The organism is Couchioplanes caeruleus (genome assembly GCF_003751945.1).
Classification (GTDB): Bacteria; Actinomycetota; Actinomycetes; order Mycobacteriales; family Micromonosporaceae; genus Actinoplanes; species Actinoplanes caeruleus.
In genome coordinates this window covers 2,186,267-2,207,930 of sequence record NZ_RJKL01000001.1, presented here as the reverse complement: position 1 = coordinate 2,207,930, position 21,664 = coordinate 2,186,267, and the positions used below count along the sequence as shown (strand labels likewise).

General features: G+C 73.3%; 18 protein-coding genes. 11 read left to right on the top strand and 7 right to left on the bottom strand.

What is annotated here, in order from left to right; translation table 11 throughout:
* The first annotated feature begins 12 nt into the window (after window positions 1-12).
* The gene (locus tag EDD30_RS09545) at window positions 13-753 is read left to right on the top strand and encodes a DUF2470 domain-containing protein (protein ID WP_071806165.1); all 741 of its coding nucleotides are present in this window, start codon (window positions 13-15) and stop codon (window positions 751-753) included.
* Window positions 754-873: 120 nt separating this feature from the next.
* Here EDD30_RS09545 and EDD30_RS09540 read toward each other — a convergent pair whose 3' ends face one another.
* The 4 genes from EDD30_RS09540 to EDD30_RS09525 all read right to left on the bottom strand — a co-directional run bounded on the left by EDD30_RS09540 (window position 874) and on the right by EDD30_RS09525 (window position 4,848).
* The gene (locus EDD30_RS09540; protein ID WP_071806166.1) at window positions 874-1,476 is read right to left on the bottom strand and encodes a TetR/AcrR family transcriptional regulator; all 603 of its coding nucleotides are present in this window, start codon (window positions 1,474-1,476) and stop codon (window positions 874-876) included.
* A gap of 21 nt (window positions 1,477-1,497) precedes the next feature.
* The gene (locus tag EDD30_RS09535) at window positions 1,498-2,232 is read right to left on the bottom strand and encodes an ABC transporter permease (protein ID WP_071806167.1); all 735 of its coding nucleotides are present in this window, start codon (window positions 2,230-2,232) and stop codon (window positions 1,498-1,500) included.
* Window positions 2,229-2,954 (bottom strand): ABC transporter ATP-binding protein, encoded by a 726-nt coding sequence (locus EDD30_RS09530; protein ID WP_071806168.1) that lies wholly within the window; start codon window positions 2,952-2,954, stop codon window positions 2,229-2,231. The genes EDD30_RS09535 and EDD30_RS09530 overlap by 4 nt, the downstream gene beginning before the upstream one ends.
* 166 nt (window positions 2,955-3,120) lie before the next feature.
* A complete protein-coding gene (locus tag EDD30_RS09525) occupies window positions 3,121-4,848 on the bottom strand; it encodes a hypothetical protein (RefSeq protein ID WP_148088125.1) in 1,728 nt (575 codons plus the stop codon).
* Between the two features lie 134 nt (window positions 4,849-4,982).
* Between EDD30_RS09525 and hisI the strand changes: the two genes are divergently transcribed.
* Genes hisI through EDD30_RS09510 form a run of 3 tightly spaced genes read left to right on the top strand, consistent with a single transcriptional unit; the run spans window position 4,983 to window position 7,464 of the window.
* Entirely contained in the window at window positions 4,983-5,378 is a 396-nt protein-coding gene (hisI, locus tag EDD30_RS09520) for a phosphoribosyl-AMP cyclohydrolase (RefSeq protein ID WP_071806171.1), read from the top strand.
* Window positions 5,375-6,916, top strand: a complete 1,542-nt coding sequence (locus EDD30_RS09515; protein ID WP_071806172.1) for an anthranilate synthase component I — start codon at window positions 5,375-5,377, stop codon at window positions 6,914-6,916. Before hisI ends, EDD30_RS09515 begins: the two co-directional genes overlap by 4 nt.
* 23 nt (window positions 6,917-6,939) lie before the next feature.
* Complete coding sequence (locus EDD30_RS09510) at window positions 6,940-7,464, top strand: Trp biosynthesis-associated membrane protein (RefSeq protein ID WP_244945180.1); 525 nt, start codon at window positions 6,940-6,942, stop codon at window positions 7,462-7,464.
* A gap of 97 nt (window positions 7,465-7,561) precedes the next feature.
* Here EDD30_RS09510 and EDD30_RS09505 read toward each other — a convergent pair whose 3' ends face one another.
* A complete protein-coding gene (locus tag EDD30_RS09505) occupies window positions 7,562-7,849 on the bottom strand; it encodes a hypothetical protein (RefSeq protein ID WP_244945179.1) in 288 nt (95 codons plus the stop codon).
* A gap of 352 nt (window positions 7,850-8,201) precedes the next feature.
* Here EDD30_RS09505 and trpC point away from each other — a divergent pair, with 352 nt between their 5' ends.
* The 5 genes from trpC to EDD30_RS09480 all read left to right on the top strand — a co-directional run bounded on the left by trpC (window position 8,202) and on the right by EDD30_RS09480 (window position 13,545).
* Window positions 8,202-9,005, top strand: coding sequence for an indole-3-glycerol phosphate synthase TrpC (gene trpC / locus EDD30_RS09500; RefSeq protein WP_071806175.1), 804 nt, complete (start codon window positions 8,202-8,204; stop codon window positions 9,003-9,005).
* 76 nt (window positions 9,006-9,081) lie between these two features.
* Window positions 9,082-10,323 carry a tryptophan synthase subunit beta gene (gene trpB / locus EDD30_RS09495; RefSeq protein WP_071806176.1) on the top strand — a complete coding sequence of 414 codons (1,242 nt, stop codon included), beginning with the start codon at window positions 9,082-9,084 and terminating at the stop codon, window positions 10,321-10,323.
* Window positions 10,324-10,399: 76 nt separating this feature from the next.
* Window positions 10,400-11,206, top strand: coding sequence for a tryptophan synthase subunit alpha (trpA, locus tag EDD30_RS09490; RefSeq protein WP_071806177.1), 807 nt, complete (start codon window positions 10,400-10,402; stop codon window positions 11,204-11,206).
* Window positions 11,207-11,240: 34 nt separating this feature from the next.
* Complete coding sequence (gene lgt / locus EDD30_RS09485) at window positions 11,241-12,335, top strand: prolipoprotein diacylglyceryl transferase (protein WP_071806178.1); 1,095 nt, start codon at window positions 11,241-11,243, stop codon at window positions 12,333-12,335.
* Between the two features lie 16 nt (window positions 12,336-12,351).
* Window positions 12,352-13,545 carry an FAD-dependent oxidoreductase gene (locus EDD30_RS09480; protein ID WP_123678197.1) on the top strand — a complete coding sequence of 398 codons (1,194 nt, stop codon included), beginning with the start codon at window positions 12,352-12,354 and terminating at the stop codon, window positions 13,543-13,545.
* A 32-nt stretch (window positions 13,546-13,577) separates the two neighbouring features.
* On the opposite strand, the gene EDD30_RS09475 is transcribed toward EDD30_RS09480, so the two are convergent.
* Complete coding sequence (locus EDD30_RS09475) at window positions 13,578-14,315, bottom strand: hypothetical protein (RefSeq protein WP_143162900.1); 738 nt, start codon at window positions 14,313-14,315, stop codon at window positions 13,578-13,580.
* A 288-nt stretch (window positions 14,316-14,603) separates the two neighbouring features.
* Window positions 14,604-15,485: a GNAT family N-acetyltransferase gene (locus EDD30_RS09470; protein WP_071803462.1), complete on the bottom strand. Its 882-nt coding sequence runs from the start codon at window positions 15,483-15,485 to the stop codon at window positions 14,604-14,606.
* A 126-nt stretch (window positions 15,486-15,611) separates the two neighbouring features.
* On the opposite strand from EDD30_RS09470, the gene gltB reads away from it, so the two are divergent.
* Together gltB and EDD30_RS09460 are read left to right on the top strand one after the other, a co-directional pair.
* Window positions 15,612-20,183, top strand: coding sequence for a glutamate synthase large subunit (gene gltB, locus EDD30_RS09465; protein ID WP_071803461.1), 4,572 nt, complete (start codon window positions 15,612-15,614; stop codon window positions 20,181-20,183).
* On the top strand, window positions 20,176-21,654 hold the full coding sequence (locus EDD30_RS09460) for a glutamate synthase subunit beta (RefSeq protein WP_123678196.1): 1,479 nt from the start codon (window positions 20,176-20,178) through the stop codon (window positions 21,652-21,654). Before gltB ends, EDD30_RS09460 begins: the two co-directional genes overlap by 8 nt.
* Window positions 21,655-21,664 lie beyond the last annotated feature (10 nt).

Here is a 21,664-nt window from a genome sequence, read left to right as displayed (position 1 = left end):
GAGGTTCCTGACATGCAGCCCACCCATGCCGAGGTCGCGCGGACGCTCGCGGCCGGCCACCTGCCCGCCACCGCGCACATCGCCTGCCGTCCGGGCCCGCTCCCGGTGCGCCACGTGACCGACGCCCACGGCCGGGTGCTGCTGCTCTCGCCCCGCGACGGCGCGGTCACCGCCGCCCTCAGCCCGGCGCCGGGCACCGACGACACCGCCCTCGTCCTGGACATCTCCGACGTGCCGCCGGTGGCCGGCGCACCGTCCCTCGGCCGCGTGTGGGTCTCGGGCTGGGCCACCCTGCTAGCCGGAGACGAGGCCCGCCAGGCCGCGCTCGACTACGCCGACAGCGACCCGGCCTCCGACCTGCTCGACGTCGGCACCACGCAGGTCATTCACCGGATGGACGTCGCCGAGGTGCGCTACGAGCGCCACGGCGTCCTGGTCGAGGTCGACCCGGACGAGTTCGCGGAGGCGGAACCGGACCCGCTGCGCGCCATCGAGTTCGACCTCATCACCGACCTCGCCGACCACCATGTCGAGGAGATGGCCGGCTACGTGCGCCGCCAGCTCGGCCCGGCCGCCCGCCCCGGCGACGAGCCCCGCGTCGTCCGCCTCGACCGCTACGGCTTCCTGGTCCGCCTCGGCGCCCGGCTCGCCCGGCTGTCGTTCCCGCGCCCGGTGGCCGACCGCCACGACCTCGCCCACCTGCTGCATCCGGTGCTGTGCGGCCGGTGCGCGCACCGCGACGAGGCGGCGTAGCCCCCGCGGGAAGCCGCCGCGAGCGCCGGGCGCGTACCCCCCCCGCGCGGGAAGACGCCGCGCGGAGCGGGCGACGTAGCTCTCCCGCTGGACGCCGCGCGGACGGGGCGGGTAGCCCCGCTAGAAGACGCCGGGGAGATCCTCGGTGAGGTAGCGCTGCACGCTCGGGCCGACCGCGGCCACCAGCCGCTGCGGGTCGGCCGAGGCGACCGGCTCCGCCTTGAGTACGTAGCGGACCACGGCCAGCCCGGCGATCTGCGTAGCGACCAGGGCGGCACGGACCGGGGCCTCCTCCGCGTCGATGCCGAGCTCGGCCACCGCCCGGCGCAGGACCTGGGTGAGCACGAACTCGCGCATCAGTCGGGCGGTCCACTCGTTGCTCAGCGCCGAGCGCATGAGCGCCACCGCGGCACCACCGGCGGGCGAGTCCCACACGCTCAGCACGAGCGCGACCAGGCGCGCGCCGGCCTCCTCACGGGGCCCCGCGAGCGCCTTCGGTATCAGCTCGGCGGGGTTGACCGGCGCGTTCACGCTGGCCAGGAAGAGCTTCTCCTTGGTGCCGAAGTAGTGGTGCACCAGCGCCGGATCGACCCCGGCCTCGCCGGCGATCGCCCGGATCGAGGCCTTGTCGAAGCCGCGCTCGGCGAAGATGGTGCGGGCGGCCTCCAGGATGGACTGCTTGGTGTCCTGGTTGCCCGGACGCCGCCCGCTGCGCCGTACCAAAGAAGGTCTCTCCCGTCCGTCTCAGCCGGTGCGGCGCCGCAGCGTCGCGGCCGCCAGCACCAGGGCCACGATCGCGGCCCCCGTCACGATCGCAAGGTCGCGCCACATCGTCGCGGTCGGATCGGCATGCCGGCCGACCTGCATCAGGGCGTCCACCGCGTAGGACAGCGGAAAGGCGTCGCTGGCGGCCTGCAGCCAGCCCGCCATCTGCCCACGCGGCACGAACAGCCCGCAGAGCAGGAGCTGCGGCACGACCACCACCGGTAGGAACTGTACGGCCTGGAACTCGGTGCGGGCGAAGGCGCTGCAGAGCAGCCCCAGCGCCACCCCGAGCACCGCGTTGACCACGGCGATGAGCACCACGAGCCCGGAGCTGCCGACGGTATCGAGACCGAGCAGCCAGTACGCCGCCCCGACCGCCACCGCCGCCTGCACCGTGGCGGCCAGGCCGAACGCGAGCCCGTAGCCGAAGAGCAGGTCGAGCTTGCCGAGCGGGGTGGTCAGCAGCCGCTCGAGGGTGCCGGTGGTGCGTTCGCGCAGCATGGCGATGCTGGTCACCAGAAACATCATCACGAACGGGAAGATCCCCAGCATCGCCAGCGCGATCCGGTCGAACGTGGGCCCTTCGTCGTACATGTGGAACAGTAGGGTCAGCAGCGCCGCCGGGACGACGACCAGCAGCGCGACCGTACGCCGGTCGTGGCGCAACTGCCGCAGGATCCGGGCGGCCGTGCTGAGCGTGATCCGCAGGTTCATCGGGCGTCGACCTCCTCGCGGTCGCGGATGAGGCGCAGGAACGCCTCCTCGAGGTCCTCGGTGCCGGCCGTGGCGCGGATGGCCGCGGGCGAGTCGTCGCCGATCAGCCGCCCCTCGCGGATCAGCAGCAGCCGGTCGCAGCGCCCGGCCTCGTCCATGACGTGACTCGACACGAGCAGCGTCGTGCCCTCGGCGGCGAGCGCGTGGAACCTGCCCCACAGATCGGCGCGCAGCACCGGGTCCTGCCCGACGGTCGGCTCGTCCAGCACCAGCAGGCGCGGCTTGCCGATCATCGCGCAGGCCAGCGAGGCGCGGCTGCGCTGCCCGCCGGAGAGGTTCCCGACGAGCTGCCCGGCGGCGCCGCTCAGGCCGACGTCGGTGAGGGCCTGCTCGGCGTCGGCGGCGGACAGGCCGTGGAGCGAGGCGAAATACCGGGCGTTCTCGCGTACGGAGAGATCGGCGTAGATGCTGGGTGCCTGCGTCACGTAGCCGACGGTGCGGCGCAGGGCCGTCGCGCCGGCCGGCTGACCCAGCACGGTGACGGTGCCCGAGCGGACGATCTGCACCCCGACGACCGCCCGGATGAGCGTCGTCTTGCCGCTGCCGCTGGGCCCTAGCAGCCCGGTCACGCTCCCGGCCGGCACGGTGCAGGAGATCCCGTGCAGGACCCGCCGCCCACCGCGCTCGACCACGAGACCCCGGACCTCGATGGCGCTGGTCATGGTTGCCTCCGAAGAACTCATCAACTGTTGAGTTCAACGGTAGGTGAATTCCGTGGCCGGGACAATGACGCGTCGGAAAGCTGGCACACGGACATGACAAAGGCCGTGGTGCCGCACGAAGCGGGACCACGGCCTGAGGATGCAGGGACGGCTAGAGGGCCAGGATCTAGAGGGCCAGGATGCGGTCGAGGAACTCCCGGTAGCCGCGCATCGCCATGCGCATGCTCTCCGTGTCCGGGATGGAGGTGCCCCGCAGCGGGTCGAGCTCGTCCCGCTGCCTGAGCATCGACTCGGTCAGCTCGTGCGCGGCCTCGGTGAGCAGGTCGTGCGCCCGGGTCAGCGCGGCCACCGGATCGTCGACGAACTGCGCCTTGACCTCGTGCCACTCGGCCTGGAACCGCTTGCCGGCGGCCTCGTCCCAGAACGAGATCGGGTTGTGGTCCAGATCGCCGGGCCGCAGCGGCCCGCCGTCGTCCGCCACCCGCCGCCCGGCCGGTCCCTTCCCGGCGGCGCGCCGGCTCCCCGTCCGGGTCCCTGCCGCGTCGTCGCCCGTGGCCGCGCGACCGTCCGCCGTCACGTCCTGCTGGGCGGCGCGGCGCCCCGTTGTCTGCGGGGCTGCTTCCTGGCTCGTGGTGGCGGCGCCCGTCGCCGGGCGGATCCACTGATCCGGCTGCTCCGCCGCCGACGGCGCGGCCAGCGGGTCGCTTCCGGACGGGGTGAACGCGCCGGGGAACGGGTCGAGATCCGGGATCCGGTCGGCGGCACCGAGCGGGCCGGACGCGGTGGTGTCGCCGTGCGACGGCAGCGCCCAGGCGTCGTGCGTGCCGCTCCCGACCTCCCGCGCGTCGAGCCGGGGGTCGCGCGCCCCGGACCCGGCGTCGCGCGTTTCGGCCCCGGCGTCGCGCGGACCGATCCCGGCGTCGCGCGTTTCGGCCCCGGCGTCGCGTGCGTCCGGTTGCGCGTCCCGTGGGCCGAGCCCGGCGCCGTGCGTCCCGAAGCCGGGATTGTGCAGGCCGTGCCCGGAGCCGTGGGTGTCGAGGCCGGCGTCGGAGGTGGCGTACCGGCCCTCGCCCGCGGCCGTGCCCGGGGCGCCGGACGGGTGGCTCGGGGACGGCGGCACCTGCGCCGATCCGGTGGCCGGCGGCCCGCTCACCGGGCGCCGGGCGGAGAGGTCACCGTCCGGGTCGGCCGGCGGGTCCGGCAGCAACGGGTTTCCCGCCGCGGCGAACGGCGACGGTGCGTACAGTGGCGGGGTCTCCGGTGGAGGCGCGAACGGCGAGCGCGACATCGGCAGCGCGCCGTTGATCGCCGGCGACTGGCCGTTCAGTGGCGTGCCGTTGGCCTGCGACCGGCCGCCATGTCGTGGTCCGGTCTGTCCGTTGCGGTGCCCGTTCGTCTCCACGGGGTGGAAGCCTCCCTGATCGTTCCAGCGCGGTCCGTTGCTGATGCCGCTCGGCCGCGGCCCGGCGCTCCGCGGCCTCGGCACGCTGCCGCCGGTCTCCGGCTCGCGGCTGCCGAGCCGGGGCTTGTTGCTGCCGGTCTCGTGCTCGTCGGTGCTGCTGCCCGGCTCCCCGGCCCCGGTCGCCAAGGCATCGCGGCCCGGCGCGGGCCCGGTTGCCGGGCTGTCGCGGCCCGGCGCGGGCCCGGTTGCCGGGCTGTCGCGGCCTGGCGTGGGTGCGGTTGCCGGGCTGTCGCGGCCTGGCGTGGATCCGGTTGCCGGCCTGTCGCGGCCTGGGGTGGGTCCGGTGGGTGGCCAGAAGCGGGCGAAGTCACGGGACTGCCGGCCGTCCTCGGGGCTGGCCGTCGGCTCCATCTTCGAGACTCCCGTCGCGGTGGCGGCGCGACCGGTCCGGACGGGCCGGGCGGGCGCGGGCGCGCCGGCCGGGGCAGGCACGGCGCACGAAGACGGTACCGTCCCCGGCTACGCCGTCACACCCCCTGTGCGCGATGGTGACCGGATCGTGGGTTAGAGGGCCGGGGGAGTCTCGGCGCGCGGCCGCCGGAGCGCGTGCGGGACAATCTGGCACTGTGCCTGTCACAGACCTCCAGAACCAGCCCGCCCGGCCGTCCGCCCTCGACCCGGCGATCGCCGCCCGCCTGCGCCGCAACCCCGACGGCCTGGTCGCCGCCGTCGTGCGCGAGCATGCCACCGGCGACGTACTGATGCTCGCGTGGATGGACGACGAGGCGCTGCACCGTACGCTCACCTCCGGGCGCGCCACCTACTGGTCGCGTAGCCGCCGGGAGTACTGGGTGAAGGGCGCGACGTCGGGGCACCACCAGTACGTCCGTTCCGTGGCCCTCGACTGCGACGGTGACGCCCTGCTGGTCACGGTGGACCAGGTCGGGGCGGCCTGTCACACGGGGTCGCGTACGTGCTTCAACGACGAGTTGCCGGTCTCCGGCCCGGAGGAGAACTCATGACCAGCGGTGCCGTGACGCCCGACGAGGCCGGTTTCGTCGCCGAGGCGGCGCGCCGGCGGGTGGTGCCGGTGACCCGGCGGCTGCTGGCCGACGGGGAGACGCCCATCGGCGTCTACCGCAAGCTCGCCGGCGGCCCGGGGACCTTCCTGCTCGAGTCCGCCGAGCAGGGTGCCGGGTCCGCGGCGTGGTCGCGCTACTCCTTCGTCGGGGTGCGCAGCGCCGCCACGCTGGTCGAGCGCGACGGTGCGGCGGTCTGGCTGGGCAGCCCGCCGGCGGGCGTACCGATGGACGGTGACCCGGTGGTCGCCCTGCGGGAGACGGTCGCGGCCCTCGCCGCGCCCGGCGGTGAGCCGGCCGACGACGGACTGCCGCCGCTGACCGGTGGCATGGTCGGATATCTGAGCTACGACCTGATCCGACGGTTCGAGCGCCTGCCCGCCACCGCCGCGGACGACCTGCCCCTGCCCGAGCTGGGCATGATGCTCGCCACCGACCTCGTGGTCCTGGACCACTTCGACGGCTCGGCGATCCTGGTCGCCAACGCGGTGCTGCCCGGCGACGCCGACGGGGCCACCGCACGCGCCGCGTACCACCAGGCGGTGGGACGCCTCGACGCGATGACCACCGCGCTGTCCCGCCCCACCCCGCCGATGATCTCCACGGTGGAGCGGGTGCCGCCGGGCGACGTGGTCAGCCGCACCGCGCCGGGCGACTACCAGAAGGCGGTTGCCACGGCCAAGGAGGCGATCCGGGCCGGCGAGTGCTTCCAGATCGTCGTGGCCCAGCGCTTCGAGCGGGCCACCGACGCCGACCCGCTGGACGTCTACCGGGTGCTTCGGGCGACGAATCCGAGTCCGTACATGTATCTGCTGCGGTTCGACGACTTCGACATCGTCGGCTCCTCGCCGGAGGCGCATCTCAAGGTCAGCGCCGCGGACGGGGGCGTACGCCGGGCCCTGCTGCACCCCATCGCCGGCACCCGCTGGCGCGGCGCGACCCCGGAGCGCGACAACGCCCTCGCCGCCGAGCTGCTCGCCGACCCGAAGGAGCGCGCCGAGCACGTGATGCTCGTCGACCTCGGGCGCAACGACCTGGGCCGGGTCTGCCGCGCGGGCACGGTCGAGGTGCCCGATTTCGCGCGCATCGAGCGCTACAGCCACGTCATGCACATCGTATCCACGGTCGTCGGCGAGCTGCGCGACGACCGGACGGCCTTCGACGCGCTCGCCGCGACGTTCCCGGCCGGCACGCTGTCCGGGGCGCCGAAGGTACGCGCCATGGAGATCATCGAGAGCCTGGAGCCGACCCGTCGCGGCCTGTACGGCGGCACGGTCGGCTACTTCGGCTTCGCCGGCGACATGGACATGGCCATCGCGATCCGTACGGCGCTGATGCGCGGCGGCACGGCCTACGTCGGCGCGGGAGCCGGCATCGTGGCCGATTCCGACCCGGCCGCCGAGGAGCAGGAGACCCGCAACAAGGCCGCCGCCGTGCTCGCCGCGATCGCCGCCGCCGAGACCCTGCGCGCCGCCCGGTGACCGGTCCCGGCCGCAGGCTCGGCGTGACGGTCCTGTGTTGCGCCGCGGGCGCCGGCCTGGCGCTGTACGGCATCACCCGCGCCTGGGCGGTCGAGGTGACCACCCGGCCGGGCCTGCCCGACCTGACGACCGCGCGCACCGGCGCCGACCTCGCACCCTGGGTGGTCGGTCTGGCGCTGGTCGCCCTGGCCGGCGGTGGCGCGCTGCTCGCCACCCGGGGCACGGCCCGGCGCGGCCTGGGCGCACTGCTGGCGCTGACCGGCGCCGCGGTGGTGGCCGGAGCGGTCGGAGGCCGCACCGGGGCCGACGCCGGAGCGGCCGGGGCCGGCGGCACGCTGTGGCCGGTCGTCTGCGTCCTCGGCGGGCTGCTGGTGGTGGCCGGCGGCTGGCGGGCGCTGCGGCACGGCCACGAGTGGCCGTCCATGGGCGCCCGCTACGAGCGCCGCCCGGCGACGGCCACGCCGCCGCCGGCGAACGAGGATGAGCGGGTCGATACGAGGACGGCGTGGGACGCACTCGATCGCGGAGACGATCCCACCGCGCCCTGAGCCGTGGCCGCCGGAAGGCGGCGGGCCCGGGTGTGTCAGCGGGCGGGGTGTGTCAGCGGGCCGGGTGTCAGCGGGCCGGGTGTCAGCGGGCCGGGTGTCAGCGGGTCGAGACGAGCGTGCCGGGGGCCGCCTTCGCGCGCGGGGTGGCGCCGTGACCGGCGTTGCGCCGGCGGGGCCGGGCGGCGAGGGTGGCGACGAGCGCGTCCAGGTCCGCGCGTGCCTGGGCCCGGGCGCGGTCGGCGCACATCGCGGCCCAGGCGTTGCCCTGGGCGGTGCGCACGTTCTCCTCCCCGACGAGCCTGCGCTCCACGCCGGCGATCAGCACGGCGGCATACGAGACGACGGTGCGGGAGACGGCGGCGAAGCCGTTCTCGTCGCTGGTCATGGTCACCTCCACAGTGCTCGCGCGAGGTCCGCGGGGCGTTACGCCGCGGACCAGTCTGCCCGAGACCCATGGTGCCGGAGTCGTATTTCCGATTGATGACACGGCCGTCAACGCAGGGGACCGTCAGCCGATCATCCAGGGGGTCCCAGCTAGTCGCGAGAGGGCGCGAGGGAGGATGTGACGAAGGAGATAAGCTCCGCCCGGCAGCGCATTATGCCGCAGCCCACCTCGTGAGGCGCGCCATACCCCGGGCGGCTGGACACGTCGGCGGCCACCTAGCATCGGGCCGAGGACACCCGGAGAGGGGAGTCATTAGGTGACATCCGATCAGCGTGGTGCGGGATCGCAGAACGTGCTCGAGGAGATCCTGGCGGGGGTGCGCGAGGACGTCGCGGCGCGCCAGGATGAGGTCTCGCTGGAGCGGGTACGCGAGCTCGCGGCGGCGGCCCCGCCGGCGATCGACGCGTACGCGGCCCTGCGTAAGCCCGGTGTGGCAGTGATCGCCGAGGTCAAGCGGTCATCGCCGTCGAAGGGCGCCCTGGCCGACATCCCCGACCCGGCGGAGCTCGCGGGCGAGTACGCGGCGGGCGGCGCCCGCTGCATCAGCGTGCTCACCGAGGGCCGCTGGTTCGGCGGCTCGCTGGACGACCTCGCCGCGGTGCGGGCGGCGGTCGATGTGCCGGTGCTGCGCAAGGACTTCGTCGTCTCCAGTTATCAGGTGCACGAGGCCCGCGCCCACGGTGCCGACCTCGTACTGCTGATCGTGGCGGCGCTCGAGCAGAACGTCCTGGTCGGCCTGCTGGAGCGGATCGAGTCGCTGGGCATGACCGCGCTCGTCGAGGTGCACAACGAGGAAGAGGCCGACCGGGCACTGGATGCCGGCGCCCAGGTCATCGGAGTGAACGCCCGCGACCTGCGCACGCTGGAGGTGGACCGGTCCGTCTTCGAGCGGATCGCGCCCGGCCTGCCCAACAACGTCGTCAAGATCGCCGAGTCGGGGGTACGCGGCCCGCACGACCTGATCCGGTACGCGTCGGCCGGCGCCGACGCGGTCCTGGTCGGCGAGGGACTGGTGACCAAGAAGAGCCCCCGCGACGCGGTGGCCGAGCTGGTGAACGCGGGCAACCACCCGGCGACACCCCGCCCGGTCCGATGAGCGACCGGAGGGAGCGAATCATCAGGCTCAGTGCGCATGTGCCTCATGGCGGTCCGGAGCGAAGCGGAGGATCGGCATGAGCGCTGAGACCCTTCCCGACCTGACCGGTCACTTCGGTCGGTTCGGCGGGCGTTTCGTCCCCGAGGCGCTCGTGCGGGCGCTCGACGAGCTCGATGCGGCGTACCGGGAGGCCAAGACCGACCCGGCCTTCCAGGAGCGGTTCACCGGCCTGCTGCGCGACTACGCCGGCACGCCGTCGCTGCTCTACCGCGCCGAGCGGCTCTCCGCGGAGCTGGGGGCGGAGATCCTGCTCAAGCGCGAGGACCTCAACCACACCGGCGCCCACAAGGTCCGCAACGTGCTCGGCCAGGCCCTGCTCGCCAAGCGGATGGGCAAGCCGCGGGTCATCGCGGAGACCGGCGCCGGGCAGCACGGGGTCGCCAGCGCCACCGCGGCCGCGCTCCTCGATCTCGAGTGCGTCGTCTACATGGGCCAGGTCGACATCGAGCGGCAGGCGCTCAACGTGGCGCGGATGCGGATGCTCGGGGCGACCGTCGTGCCGGTGACCAACGGCTCGCGGACCCTCAAGGACGCCCTCAACGAGGCGCTGCGTGACTGGGTGTCGAGCGTCGAGACCACCCACTACCTGCTCGGCACCGCCGCCGGCCCGCACCCGTTCCCGGAGATCGTCCGCGACTTCGTCGGCGGCATCGGCACGGAGGCGCGCGAGCAGTGCCTGACCGCGCTGGGCCGGCTGCCCGACGCGGTCGCCGCCTGCATCGGCGGCGGCTCCAACGCGATCGGCATCTTCCACGCCTTCGTCGGCGACGAGGGGGTCCGGCTCTACGGCTTCGAGGCCGGCGGCGACGGCGTCGCGACCGGTCGGCACGCCGCGTCGATCACCGGGGGCTCGACGGGGGTCCTGCACGGCACCCGCACCTACGTGCTGCAGGACGAGGACGGCCAGACGATCGAGTCGCACTCCATCTCGGCGGGCCTGGACTACCCGGGCGTCGGGCCGGAGCACGCCTGGCTGCACGACACCGGCCGGGCGGTCTACGAGCCGGTCACCGACGCCGAGGCGATGGCAGCGTTCCAGCTCCTCTGCCGCACCGAGGGCATCATCCCGGCGATCGAGAGCGCGCACGCCCTCGCCGGTGCCGCCCGCATCGTGCCGCGGCTGACCGAGGAGCTCGGCCGCACCCCGACGATCGTGGTCAACCTGTCCGGGCGCGGCGACAAGGACGTGCACACCGCCGGGGCCTACTTCGGCATCCTCGACGAGCGCGAGGTTCTCGTACCGGGGGAGCAGGAATGACGCAGCGCAGCGGAGTCATCGTCAGGCTCAGCGCATTCGTGCCTCGTGGCACCACGGAGCGAAGCGGAGTGCTGGCGTGAGTATTTCCGAGACCTTCGGCAAGGCGAAGGCCGAGGGACGGTCGGTGCTCGTCGGGTGCATGCCCGCGGGCTTCCCGACCGTCGACGACAGCATCGCCTCGATGGTCGCGATGGCCGAGGCCGGATGCGACGTCATCGAGGTCGAGCTGCCGTACAGCGACCCGGTGATGGACGGCCCGGTGATCCAGAAGGCCTCCGACATCGCCCTGGCGGGCGGCGTACGCACCCGGGACACGCTGCGCATCATCGAGGCGGTCGCGAACACCGGCGCCACCGTCGTGCTGATGACGTACTGGAACCCCGTCGAGAAGTACGGCGTGGACGCGTTCGCCCGCGACCTCGCCGCGGCCGGGGCGACCGGAATGATCACCCCGGACCTGATCCCGGACGAGGCCGCGGCGTGGATCGCCGCCTCCGACCGGCACGAGATCGACCGTACGTTCCTGGTCTCGCCGTCCTCGACGGACGAACGCCTCGCGATGACCGTCGCGAACTGCCGCGGCTTCGTCTACGCCACCGCGCTGATGGGCGTCACCGGCGCCCGGACGTCGGTGTCGTCGCAGGCCCCGGAGCTGGTCGCGCGGGTCCGTGCGGCCGACCCGGAGATGCCGGTCGGCGTCGGCCTGGGCGTCGGCACCGGTGCGCAGGCGGCCGAGGTGGCCTCGTTCGCCGACGGGGTGATCGTCGGCAGCGCGCTGATCCGCTGCGTGCTCGACGCCCCCGACCTGGCCACGGGCCACCAGCGGCTGCGCACGCTCAGCGCGGAGCTTGCCGCGGGCGTACGGGAGAGCAAACCCTCCTGACATCGCCGGCAGGAATCGGCGGTAGGGTGCGCGCGTGACCCTCACCGCAATCCCCAGCCCCGCAACATCGGTGTGGCACGTCGCCGGCATTCCGATCCGGGCGTACGCACTCTGCATCGTCGCCGGCATCGTCGTCGCCGTCCTCGTGATGGAGCACCGGCTGCGCCGCCGCGGCGTGGCGCCCTGGGCCTCGCTGGACATGGCCGTGTGGGCGGTGCCGTTCGGCATCGTCGGCGCGCGGATCTATCACGTGCTCACCTCGCCGGGTGACTACTTCGGCGACGGCGGCCAGCCCATCCGGGTCTTCCAGATCTGGGAGGGCGGCCTGGGCATCTGGGGCGCGATCGCCGGCGGCGCGCTCGGCGCCTGGCTGGCCGCCCGCCAGCTCGGCATCCCGTTCGCGGTGTTCGCCGACGCGCTCGCGCCCGGCCTGCCGCTGGCCCAGGCGATCGGCCGGCTCGGCAACTGGTTCAACAACGAGCTGTACGGCAGCGTCACGACGCTGCCGTGGGGCCTGCGCGTGCACGACATGGACCGCGCCGACCCGGGCCACGCCACGGTCATCGACGGCACGCCGGTCACCCTGCCCGACCTCTACCATCCGACCTTCCTGTACGAGGCGGTCTGGAACGTCGGCGTGGCGGGGTTCGTCTGGCTCCTCGACCGCCGGTTCAAGTTCGGCCGCGGCCGCGCCTTCGCGCTGTACGTGATGGCGTACACGGTGGGCCGCTGCTGGATCGAGATGCTGCGCATCGACGACGCCAGCAAGTTCTTCGGCGTCCGCCTGAACGTCTTCACCTCGATCGTGGTCTTCCTGGGGGCGCTGGCCTACTTCCTGCTGGTCAAGGGTCCCCGCGAGTACGTGGTGCCGATCGACGCGCCCGAGACCGAGCCGGTGAGCGAGCCGGCCGGCGACGTGAGCCAGGTCGACGTCGGCACCACCGAGCGGGTCGCTACCGCCCCGAAGGCCTATCAAGTCGTGAGCGAGGAACGGTTCCGGGCGTACGAACGTACGGGCGTGCTGCCGCCTGCCGAGAGCCCGCCCGCCGAAGCCGACGCGCAGGAGCCGGCCGCGGACGGCGACGACGGCTCCCGCCCGGCCGCCTCCGCGTCCGCCGACGAGCGTTAGCGACCGGGCCGGCGACATGCGCACGGCCGTGGTGGTGGGGGCGGGCATGGCGGGCCTCGCCGCGGCCGGCGCCCTCGCCCGCGAGGGCTGGCAGGTCACCCTCCTCGAACGCGGCGAACGGGTGGCCGCGCCGCCGACCGCGCTGGTGCTCTGGCCCAACGGCCGCCGCGCCCTGGAGTCGCTCGACCCGGACGGTGGCTGGCCCGCCATCGCCGCGCCGCTGCCCGACGGCGGCGTCCGCCGCCCCGACGGCCAGTGGCTGGTCACGCCGCACACCCGCGCGGGTACCGGCCTGGCGACCCCCGCAGCGGTGCACCTCGAGGACCTGTACGACGCCCTGATGGCCGGCCTCGGCGAGCGCGTGGACATCCGTACCGGCATGGAGGTCACCCGGGTCCGGGCCCGGCGCGCAGCTCGCCCGGCGGTGGGCGACGGCCGGACGCTGTTCGAGGCCGACCTGATCGTCGCCGCCGACGGCATCGACAGCCCGGTCCGCCGCGCGCTGGCCCCCGAGGCGGTCGCCGTGGGCTCCGGCTTCGCCGCCTGGCAGGCGGTCGTGCCGGGCTTCCGCGCCCCCACCCTGCCCCCGGACCACCGCGCCGGCGGAGAGACCCTCGGCGCGGGCTACCGCTTCGTCTCGGTGCCCCTCGGCGACCGCGCGGCCGGCCGCGGCGGAATCTACTGGGTGGCGACCGCGGCGGGCGCACCCCGCCCGGAATCGCCCGCGACCCAACTGATGCTGCTCCGCCGATGGTTCGCCACCTGGCACGAGCCCATCGGCGAGCTGCTCGCCGCGACCCGCCCCGAGGATCTGATACCGCAGGAGGTCCGGGAACTGCGACCGCTGCCCCGCACGTACGGCTTCCGCTGCGGCACCGGAGGCGTCGTCCTGCTCGGCGACGCCGCCCACGCGATGCCCCACCATCTGGGCCAGGGCGCCTGCCTCGCCTTCGAGGACGCGGCGACGCTGCGCTCCCTGGTCGCGACGGCGGAGCCGGGGCCGGCGCTGGGCCAGGCCGTCGAGGCGTACGACCGGGTGCGCCGGCCGCGCACGACCACGGTGGTGCGGCAGAGCCGGCGGATGTCCGCGGTGGTGCAGGCGCGGGGCCGCCTGGCGCTGCGGGCGCGGGACGCGGCCCTGGGCTCCCTACGGCCGCGGATCCTGGGCCATGCCCACGGCCCGGCCGCGGACTGGAACCCCCCGGACTAGCGGGCCCGGGGGTCCGTCACGTTCGGCGGTGACTATTTCCCTGCCAGCTCGCCGAGATCCACGACCTTGTCCCCGGCCGGCGCCTTGATGTCTGTGAACGCCGCACCGAAATCGCTGAAAACCATCCCGGAGTCACCCTTGCCGGTCAACTGAAGAGGGTACGGCTCTCCGGTCGTCGCGACATAGAGCACCGAGTCGGGGTCGCCGGCGTCCTTGAGCCCGATCGCCGGAACACCGCCGACCTCCTTCTCCTCGCCCTTGCTCAGCGCCCCCGTGGGCTTGAGGAACGCCTCGATGGAACCGACCGTGAACAGGTCCGCGAACGACTGGTCCTTGTCGGCTCCGGCCACCCACCGGTCACCGATCGTCCGGGCCAGGGTCCTGCCCTGCTCGGCGTCGGTCGACATGATCCAGAACTTGTCGTTCGGCCGCAGGTACTTCTTGCCTCCGACGGCGAGGAGCTCGACCTCGGCCCCACCGAAGGACATGGAGCCGGTGAAGTTCTCCCCGCTGACCTTGAGGTCGATCGTGGTCTTCTGGCCCTCCATGTCCAGCATGCCCTTCGCCCGGTAGGACTTCGCCCGGGTGAGTGCGGCCTTCGCCCGCTGGAGGATCTCGTCCGCGCTCAGCGCCGCGACTCCGGATGTGGCGGATACCGGCGATGCGGCGGGCCCGGCGGCCGGCTGCACCGTATCCGCCTTGTCGCCCTGACAACCGGCGAGCGTCGTCGCCGCGGCGGCCAGCGCAATCAACGCGACCTTGGTGGACAAGCTTCGCATAGTGTTCTCGTTCCGTGAGGTATGAGGTGACGACGGCCGGCATCGAACGGGCATCGTCGATCCGGCCGGATGTTGATCATTTGAGCGCCGAGACTGTACCGCCGCGGCTGCCGGGTCGCATACATCTGGCCGGGGGAACGCCGTGGTGAACGCGTCGGCGAGCGGCACCGTGGAACCTGTGAGCCGGTCGGAGGAGGAGGAGCCACAACCCGCAGGTCATCGCCGCGCCGGCGAGTGCCGGTCCCCGCCATTCGGGGCGGGTGGCGACGCGGGTGGAACTCAGACCGCGACGACGGCGGGGGAGCCGATGCAGGCCGTGCCGATGCGGCGGAAGCCCACGCGGGAGTAGAGACGGGCCGTGTCGTCGTCGCCGGCCGAGAGGAACACCAGGTCGTCGCCGGCCTCGAGGGCGCGGCGGGCCAGGCTGGCGGTGAGCTGGGACGCATATCCGCGACGCCGGGCCGACGGGAGCGTGGCCACGCCCGCCACCTCGGCGACGCCGCCGACGCGTTGCACGGCGCCGGTGGCGAGGATGCCCTCGGTCGGGGACTCGACGACGCCGGTGAGGAAGCGGCCGGACGCGTGCCGGCGAACCTGGTCGGCGATGACATCCTCCGGCAGGGCCGGTACGGCGTCCCGCTGTGCGGGATCCGCCGGCTCCACCACCAGCGCGCCGGCGCGGTCCGTCGCCGGGGCCGCTCCGGTCGCCGACGCGGGCGCGCCGAAGCCGAGCTGCGCCACGGCGCGGCTGGCGGCGATGTCGGCGGCGAAGTCCGCCGACGCCGGGTCGAGGAAGCGGATGGCCGCGCCGGCGACGGGCAGGTCCGGCACCAGCGCGGCCCGGTCGAGCACCATCAGCGGGGCGAGCAGCACGTCGAGCCCGGCCGAGCGGGCCACCGCGAGCAGGTCGGAGGTCGTCTCGTGCACCCATTCGAAGGCCTCGGGGACGCCGAGGTCCCGTTGCCGCATCCGCACGGCGGTGATGTCGGCGGCGGACGGTGTCCCGCCCCCGATCCGGGGCCGCGCGTAGTAGTGCCAGCCTGCCCCTTCGCGGACGAAGAGCACGAACTGGCCGATGTCCTCCGTGACGGTGGCATCGCGGGGCACGGCATCGTAGAAACGTTCCAGCCGGGGGAAGATGTCGGTATCCTCTAGCGCCACCGCGCGAGACTACCGAACCCGCCACCACAAAGTGTGATCCATCCGTACCTGGCGGAGATCGGTGACTCCTAACGTAGTATCGAGAGACTCTGCTGGGCCGACGTCGTCCCGACCTCAAGGAAACCCGTGACGATCGGAGGCCCGGTGGCTTTTCCGCACCCCCAGGGTTTGTACGACCCGCAGCACGAGCGCGACGCGTGCGGTGTCGCCTTCGTCGCCGATCTCCACGGCCGGCGATCCCACGATGTGGTAGCCAAGGGTCTGTCCGCGCTCATCCGCCTCGATCACCGGGGCGCGCGCGGCGCCGAGTACAACACCGGTGACGGCGCGGGAATCATGATCCAGGTCCCGGACGCCTTCCTGCGCGAGGCGGTGGACTTCGCGCTTCCCGAGCCGGGTGCGTACGCGACCGGCCTGGTCTTCCTGCCCACCGACGTCTCCGAGGCGGCCCGCGCGATCGCCGTCTTCGAGAAGTACGCCCTGGTCGAGGGCGGCGACATCCTGGGCTGGCGCGACGTGCCCGTGGACCCGTCCGGGCTGGGCGAGACCGCGGAGGCGGCCCGGCCCGCGATCAAGCAGGTCTTCCTGGCCGCGCGCCGGCTCACCGGCACCGGGAACGGCAAGGCGGGCGAGCAGCTCTCCGGCATCGAGCTCGACATCGTCGCGTACTGCATCCGCAAGCAGGCGGAGCGGGAGACCCAGCAGCGGGGCATCGGCGCCTACTTCCCGTCGCTGTCCGCGCGCACCATCACCTACAAGGGCATGCTCACGCCCGACCAGCTTCCGGAGTTCTTCCCGGACCTGACCGACGAGCGCGTCGACAGTGCCATCGCCCTGGTCCACTCGCGCTTCTCGACGAACACGTTCCCGTCGTGGCCATTGGCGCACCCCTACCGGTTCATCGCCCACAACGGCGAGATCAACACGATCCGTGGCAACCGGAACTGGATGGCCGCCCGCGAGGCGCTGCTCGCCTCTCCCGCCCTGCCGGGCAGCATCAAGCGGCTGTTCCCGGTGTGTACCCCGGAGGCCTCCGACTCGGCCAACTTCGACGCCGTGCTGGAGCTGCTGCATCTCGCCGGGCGCAGCCTGCCGCACGCCGTACTGATGATGATTCCCGAGGCGTGGGAGAACGACCCGGGCATGGACCCGGCGCGGCGTGCCTTCTACCGCTTCCACGCCAGCCTGATGGAGCCCTGGGACGGCCCGGCCAGCGTGGCGTTCACCGACGGCACGGTCATCGGCGCGGTCCTCGACCGCAACGGCCTGCGCCCGGGCCGCTGGTGGCACACGAGCGACGGGCTGGTCGTGCTCGGCTCCGAGGCGGGCGTGCTCGACCTCGACCCGGCCACGGTCGTCGCCAAGGGGCGGCTGCAGCCCGGCCGCATGTTCCTGGTCGACACCGCGTCCGGCCGCATCGTGCACGACGACGAGATCAAGGCCGAGCTCGCCGCCGAGAAGCCGTACGACGAGTGGCTGCACGCCGGGCTGATCGACCTGCGTGACCTGCCGCCGCGCGAGCACGTCATCTACACCCACGACTCGGTCATGCGCCGCCAGCAGGTCTTCGGCTACACCGAGGAGGAGCTGAAGATCCTGGTGGCGCCGATGGCCCGGGCCGGCGCCGAGCCGCTCGGCTCGATGGGCACGGACACCCCGATCTCGCCGCTCTCCACCCGGCCGCGGCTGCTGTTCGACTACTTCCACCAGTTGTTCGCGCAGGTCACCAACCCGCCGCTGGACGCGATCCGCGAGGAGCTGGTGACCAGCCTGTCGTCGACCCTCGGGCCGGAGGGCAACCTGCTCGACCCGGGCCCGGCGAGTTGCCGCCAGGTCGTGGTGCCGTGGCCGATCCTCGACAACGACGAGCTGGCCAAGCTGCTCTCCATCGACGAGGACGGCGACCTGCCCGGTTTCAAGGCGGTGCGGGTCTCCGGGCTCTACCCGCTGCGCGACGGCGAGGAGGGCATAAAGGCCCGCATCACCGAGATCTGCCGGCACGTCTCGGAGGCCATCGAGGACGGCGTACGCATCCTCGTGCTGTCCGACCGCGACTCCAACGCCGACCTGGCGCCGATCCCGTCGCTGCTGCTCACCGCCGCCGTGCACCAGCATCTCGTGCGGGAGCAGACCCGCACGCAGGTCGCCCTCGTGGTGGAGAGCGGCGACTGCCGGGAGGTGCACCACGCGGCCGTGCTGATCGGGTACGGCGCCGCCGCGGTGAACCCGTACCTGGCCTTCGAGAGCGTCGAGGACCTCATCGCCACCGGCCCGCTCGCCGGCATGGAGGCGGGCAAGGCGATCGGCAACTACGTCAAGGCGCTCGGCAAGGGCGTCCTGAAGATCATGTCCAAGATGGGCATCTCGACCGTGTCGTCGTACTGCGGCGCCCAGGTGTTCGAGGCGGTCGGCCTCGCCGATGAGCTGGTGCAGCGCTACTTCGCCGGCACGTCCGGGCGGATCGGCGGGTCCGGGCTCGCCGAGATCCACGCCGAGGTCGCGGCGCGGCACGCGAAGGCGTACCCCAGCAACCCGGCCGAGCGCAGCCACCGCCGCCTCGAGGTCGGCGGCGAGTACCAGTGGCGCCGCGAGGGCGAGGTCCACCTGTTCAACCCGGAGACCGTCTTCCTGCTGCAGCACGCGACCCGCAGCAAGCAGTACGACGTGTTCCGCCAGTACACCGCGAAGGTGGACGAGCTCGCCGAGCAGGCGGGCTCCCTGCGCGGGCTGTTCCGCTTCGCCTCCGATCGGCAGCCGGTGCCGCTGGAGGAGGTCGAGCCGGCATCGGAGATCGTCAAGCGGTTCGCCACCGGCGCGATGTCGTACGGTTCCATCTCCGCGGAGTCGCACGAGACCCTGGCGATCGCGATGAACCGCCTCGGCGGCAAGTCCAACACCGGCGAGGGCGGCGAGGACGTCGAGCGCCTCTACGACCCGGCGCGGCGCTCCAGCGTCAAGCAGATCGCCTCCGGCCGTTTCGGCGTGACCACGGAATACCTGGTCAACGCCGACGACCTGCAGATCAAGATGGCGCAGGGCGCAAAGCCCGGCGAGGGCGGCCAGCTTCCCGGCAACAAGGTGTGGCCGTGGATCGCCAAGACCCGGCACGCCACCCCCGGCGTCGGGCTGATCTCTCCGCCGCCGCACCACGACATCTACTCGATCGAGGACCTCGCCCAGCTCGTGCACGACCTGAAGAACGTGAACCCGGCTGCGCGCGTACACGTGAAGCTGGTCTCCGAGATCGGGGTCGGCACCGTCGCGGCGGGCGTGGCCAAGCTCAAGGCCGACGTGATCCTGATCTCCGGCCACGATGGAGGGACCGGCGCGTCGCCGCTGAACTCGCTCAAGCACGCCGGCTCCCCGTGGGAGCTCGGCCTGGCCGAGGCCCAGCAGACGCTGCTGCTCAACAAGCTGCGCGACCGGGTCACCGTGCAGGTCGACGGCCAGCTCAAGACCGGCCGCGACGTGGTGATCGCGGCGCTGCTCGGCGCCGAGGAGTTCGGCTTCGCGACCGCGCCGCTGATCGTCTCCGGCTGCATCATGATGCGCGTCTGTCATCTGGACACCTGCCCGGTCGGCATCGCCACGCAGAATCCGGTGCTGCGCGAGCGGTTCACCGGCAGGCCGGAGTTCGTGGAGAACTTCTTCCTGTTCCTCGCCGAGGAAGTGCGCGGCTACCTGGCCGAGCTGGGCTTCCGCAGCATCGACGAGGCCATCGGCCACGCCGAGGTGCTCGACGTGGCCCCGGCCGTGCACCACTGGAAGGCCCAGGGCCTCGACCTGTCACCGGTGCTGTATGTCCCGGAGCTGCCGGAGGGCGCCGCCCGGCGCGGCGTCGTCGCGCAGGACCACGGCCTGGACAAGTCGCTGGACAACGAGCTGGTGGCGCTCGCGCAGCCGGCGCTCACCGACGGCCGTGAGGTCCGCGCGGAGCTCACGGTCCGCAACGACCACCGCAGCGTGGGCGCGATGCTCGGCGGCGAGGTGGCCCGGCGCTACGGCGGCAACGGCCTGCCCGACGACACCATCGCCTTCACCCTGCGGGGCACCGGCGGCCAGTCGTTCGGCGCGTTCCTGCCGCGCGGCGTGACGTTGCGGCTCATCGGGGACACCAACGACTATGTCGCCAAGGGCCTTTCCGGCGGCCGGGTGGTCGTGCGGCCCGCCGAGGAGGCGCCGTTCGCCGCCGAGGAGAACATCATCGCCGGCAACACCATTCTGTACGGCGCCACCGCCGGCGAGGTGTTCCTGCGTGGCCGCGCGGGGGAGCGCTTCGCGGTGCGCAACTCCGGCGCGTCGGCGGTCGTCGAGGGCGTCGGCGACCACGGCTGCGAGTACATGACCGGCGGTGTCGTGGTGGTGCTCGGCGCGATCGGGCGCAACTTCGCCGCCGGCATGAGCGGCGGCAAGGCGTTCGTGCTCGGCCTGGACCAGACCCTGGTCAATCCCGAGCTGGTCGACCTGGCGCCGCTCACCGCCGACGAGCGGGAGCTGCTGCACGGCCTGGTGGTCAAGCACCACGTCGAGACCGGTTCCGCGGTGGCGCAGCGGCTGCTGCGCGACTGGTCCACCGCGGTGACGGAGTTCACCGCCGTGGTGCCGCGTGACTACAAGCGAGTGATGGAACTGATCAAGACCGCCGAGGCTGCCGGTCGCGACGTCGACGAGGCGGTCATGGGGGTCTCTCGTGCCTGATCCGAACGGTTTCCTGCGCTACGAGCGCCAGCTTCCGGCCCGGCGCCCGGTGCCGGTGCGCATCCGTGACTGGCGGGAGGTCTACCCGCCGGCCGGCGAGGAGCTCATCCGCGACCAGGCGACGCGGTGCATGGACTGCGGCATTCCCTTCTGCCACGAGGGCTGCCCGCTCGGCAACCGCATCCCGGACTGGAACGACCTGGTGCGCACCGGCGCCTGGGCGTCGGCGGCGGAGAGCCTGCACGCCACGAACAACTTCCCGGAGTTCACCGGCCGGCTCTGCCCCGCCCCGTGCGAGGCGGCCTGCGTGCTCGGCATCGCCGACGACCCGGTCACCATCAAGCAGGTCGAGGTCGAGATCGCCAACCACGCCTTCGACCACGGATACGTCCGGCCACAGCCGAGCGTCGCCCGTTCCGGCAGGTCGGTGGCGGTGGTCGGCTCCGGACCCGCCGGGCTGGCCGCCGCGCAGCAGTTGGCCCGCGCCGGGCACGCGGTGACGGTCTTCGAGCGCGACGACCGCATCGGCGGCCTGCTGCGCTACGGCATCCCCGACTTCAAGCTCGAGAAGGAGCGCGTCGACGCCCGCCTCGCGCAGATGGCGGCCGAGGGCGTGGTGTTCCAGACCGGCGTGAACGTGGGCGTCGACGTGACCGCCGAGGATCTGCGCGAGCGCTTCGACGCCGTGCTGCTGACCTGCGGTGCGCTGGCCGGCCGGGACACGCCGGAGACGCCCGGACGGCAGCTTGCCGGCGTACATCTGGCCATGGACCATCTCGTTCCGGCCAACCGGGTGGTCGCCGGACTGCAGGAGTCGACCCCGATCGACGCCAAGGACCGGCACGTCGTGATCATCGGCGGCGGCGACACGGGCGCCGACTGCCTCGGCGTCGCCCACCGCCAGGGCGCGGCCGGCGTCATCCAGCTCGACCAGTACCCGCTGCCCCCGGACGTTCGCGCCGCCGAGCTGCACCCGTGGCCCACCTGGCCGGTCATCCTGCGCAACTACCCGGCGCACGAGGAGGGCGGCGAGCGCGTCTTCGGCGTGGCCGTGCAGGAGTTCGTCGACGACGGGCACGGCAACGTCGCCGCGGTCCGCGTCGCCGACGTCGTCGTCGAGCGGATCGACGGCCGCCGTACGGTCACCGTGACCCCCGGCTCGGAGCGCGACCTGCGCGCCGACCTGGTCCTGCTCGCGATCGGCTTCGAGGGTACGGAGCAGCAGCCGCTGCTGGACCAGTTCGGCGTGACCCGCAACGCCCGTGGCGCGGTGGACGCCGACGAGAACTGGCAGACCTCGGCGGACGGCGTGTTCGTCGCGGGCGACATGCACCGCGGCGCCTCGCTGATCGTGTGGGCCATCGCCGAGGGCCGGTCGGCGGCCGCGGCGATCCACCGCTACCTGGGCGCGCCCGGCGAACTGCCGGCACCGGTACGCCCGTCGTCGCAGCCTCTGGCCGCCACCCGCTGACCCACGCCGC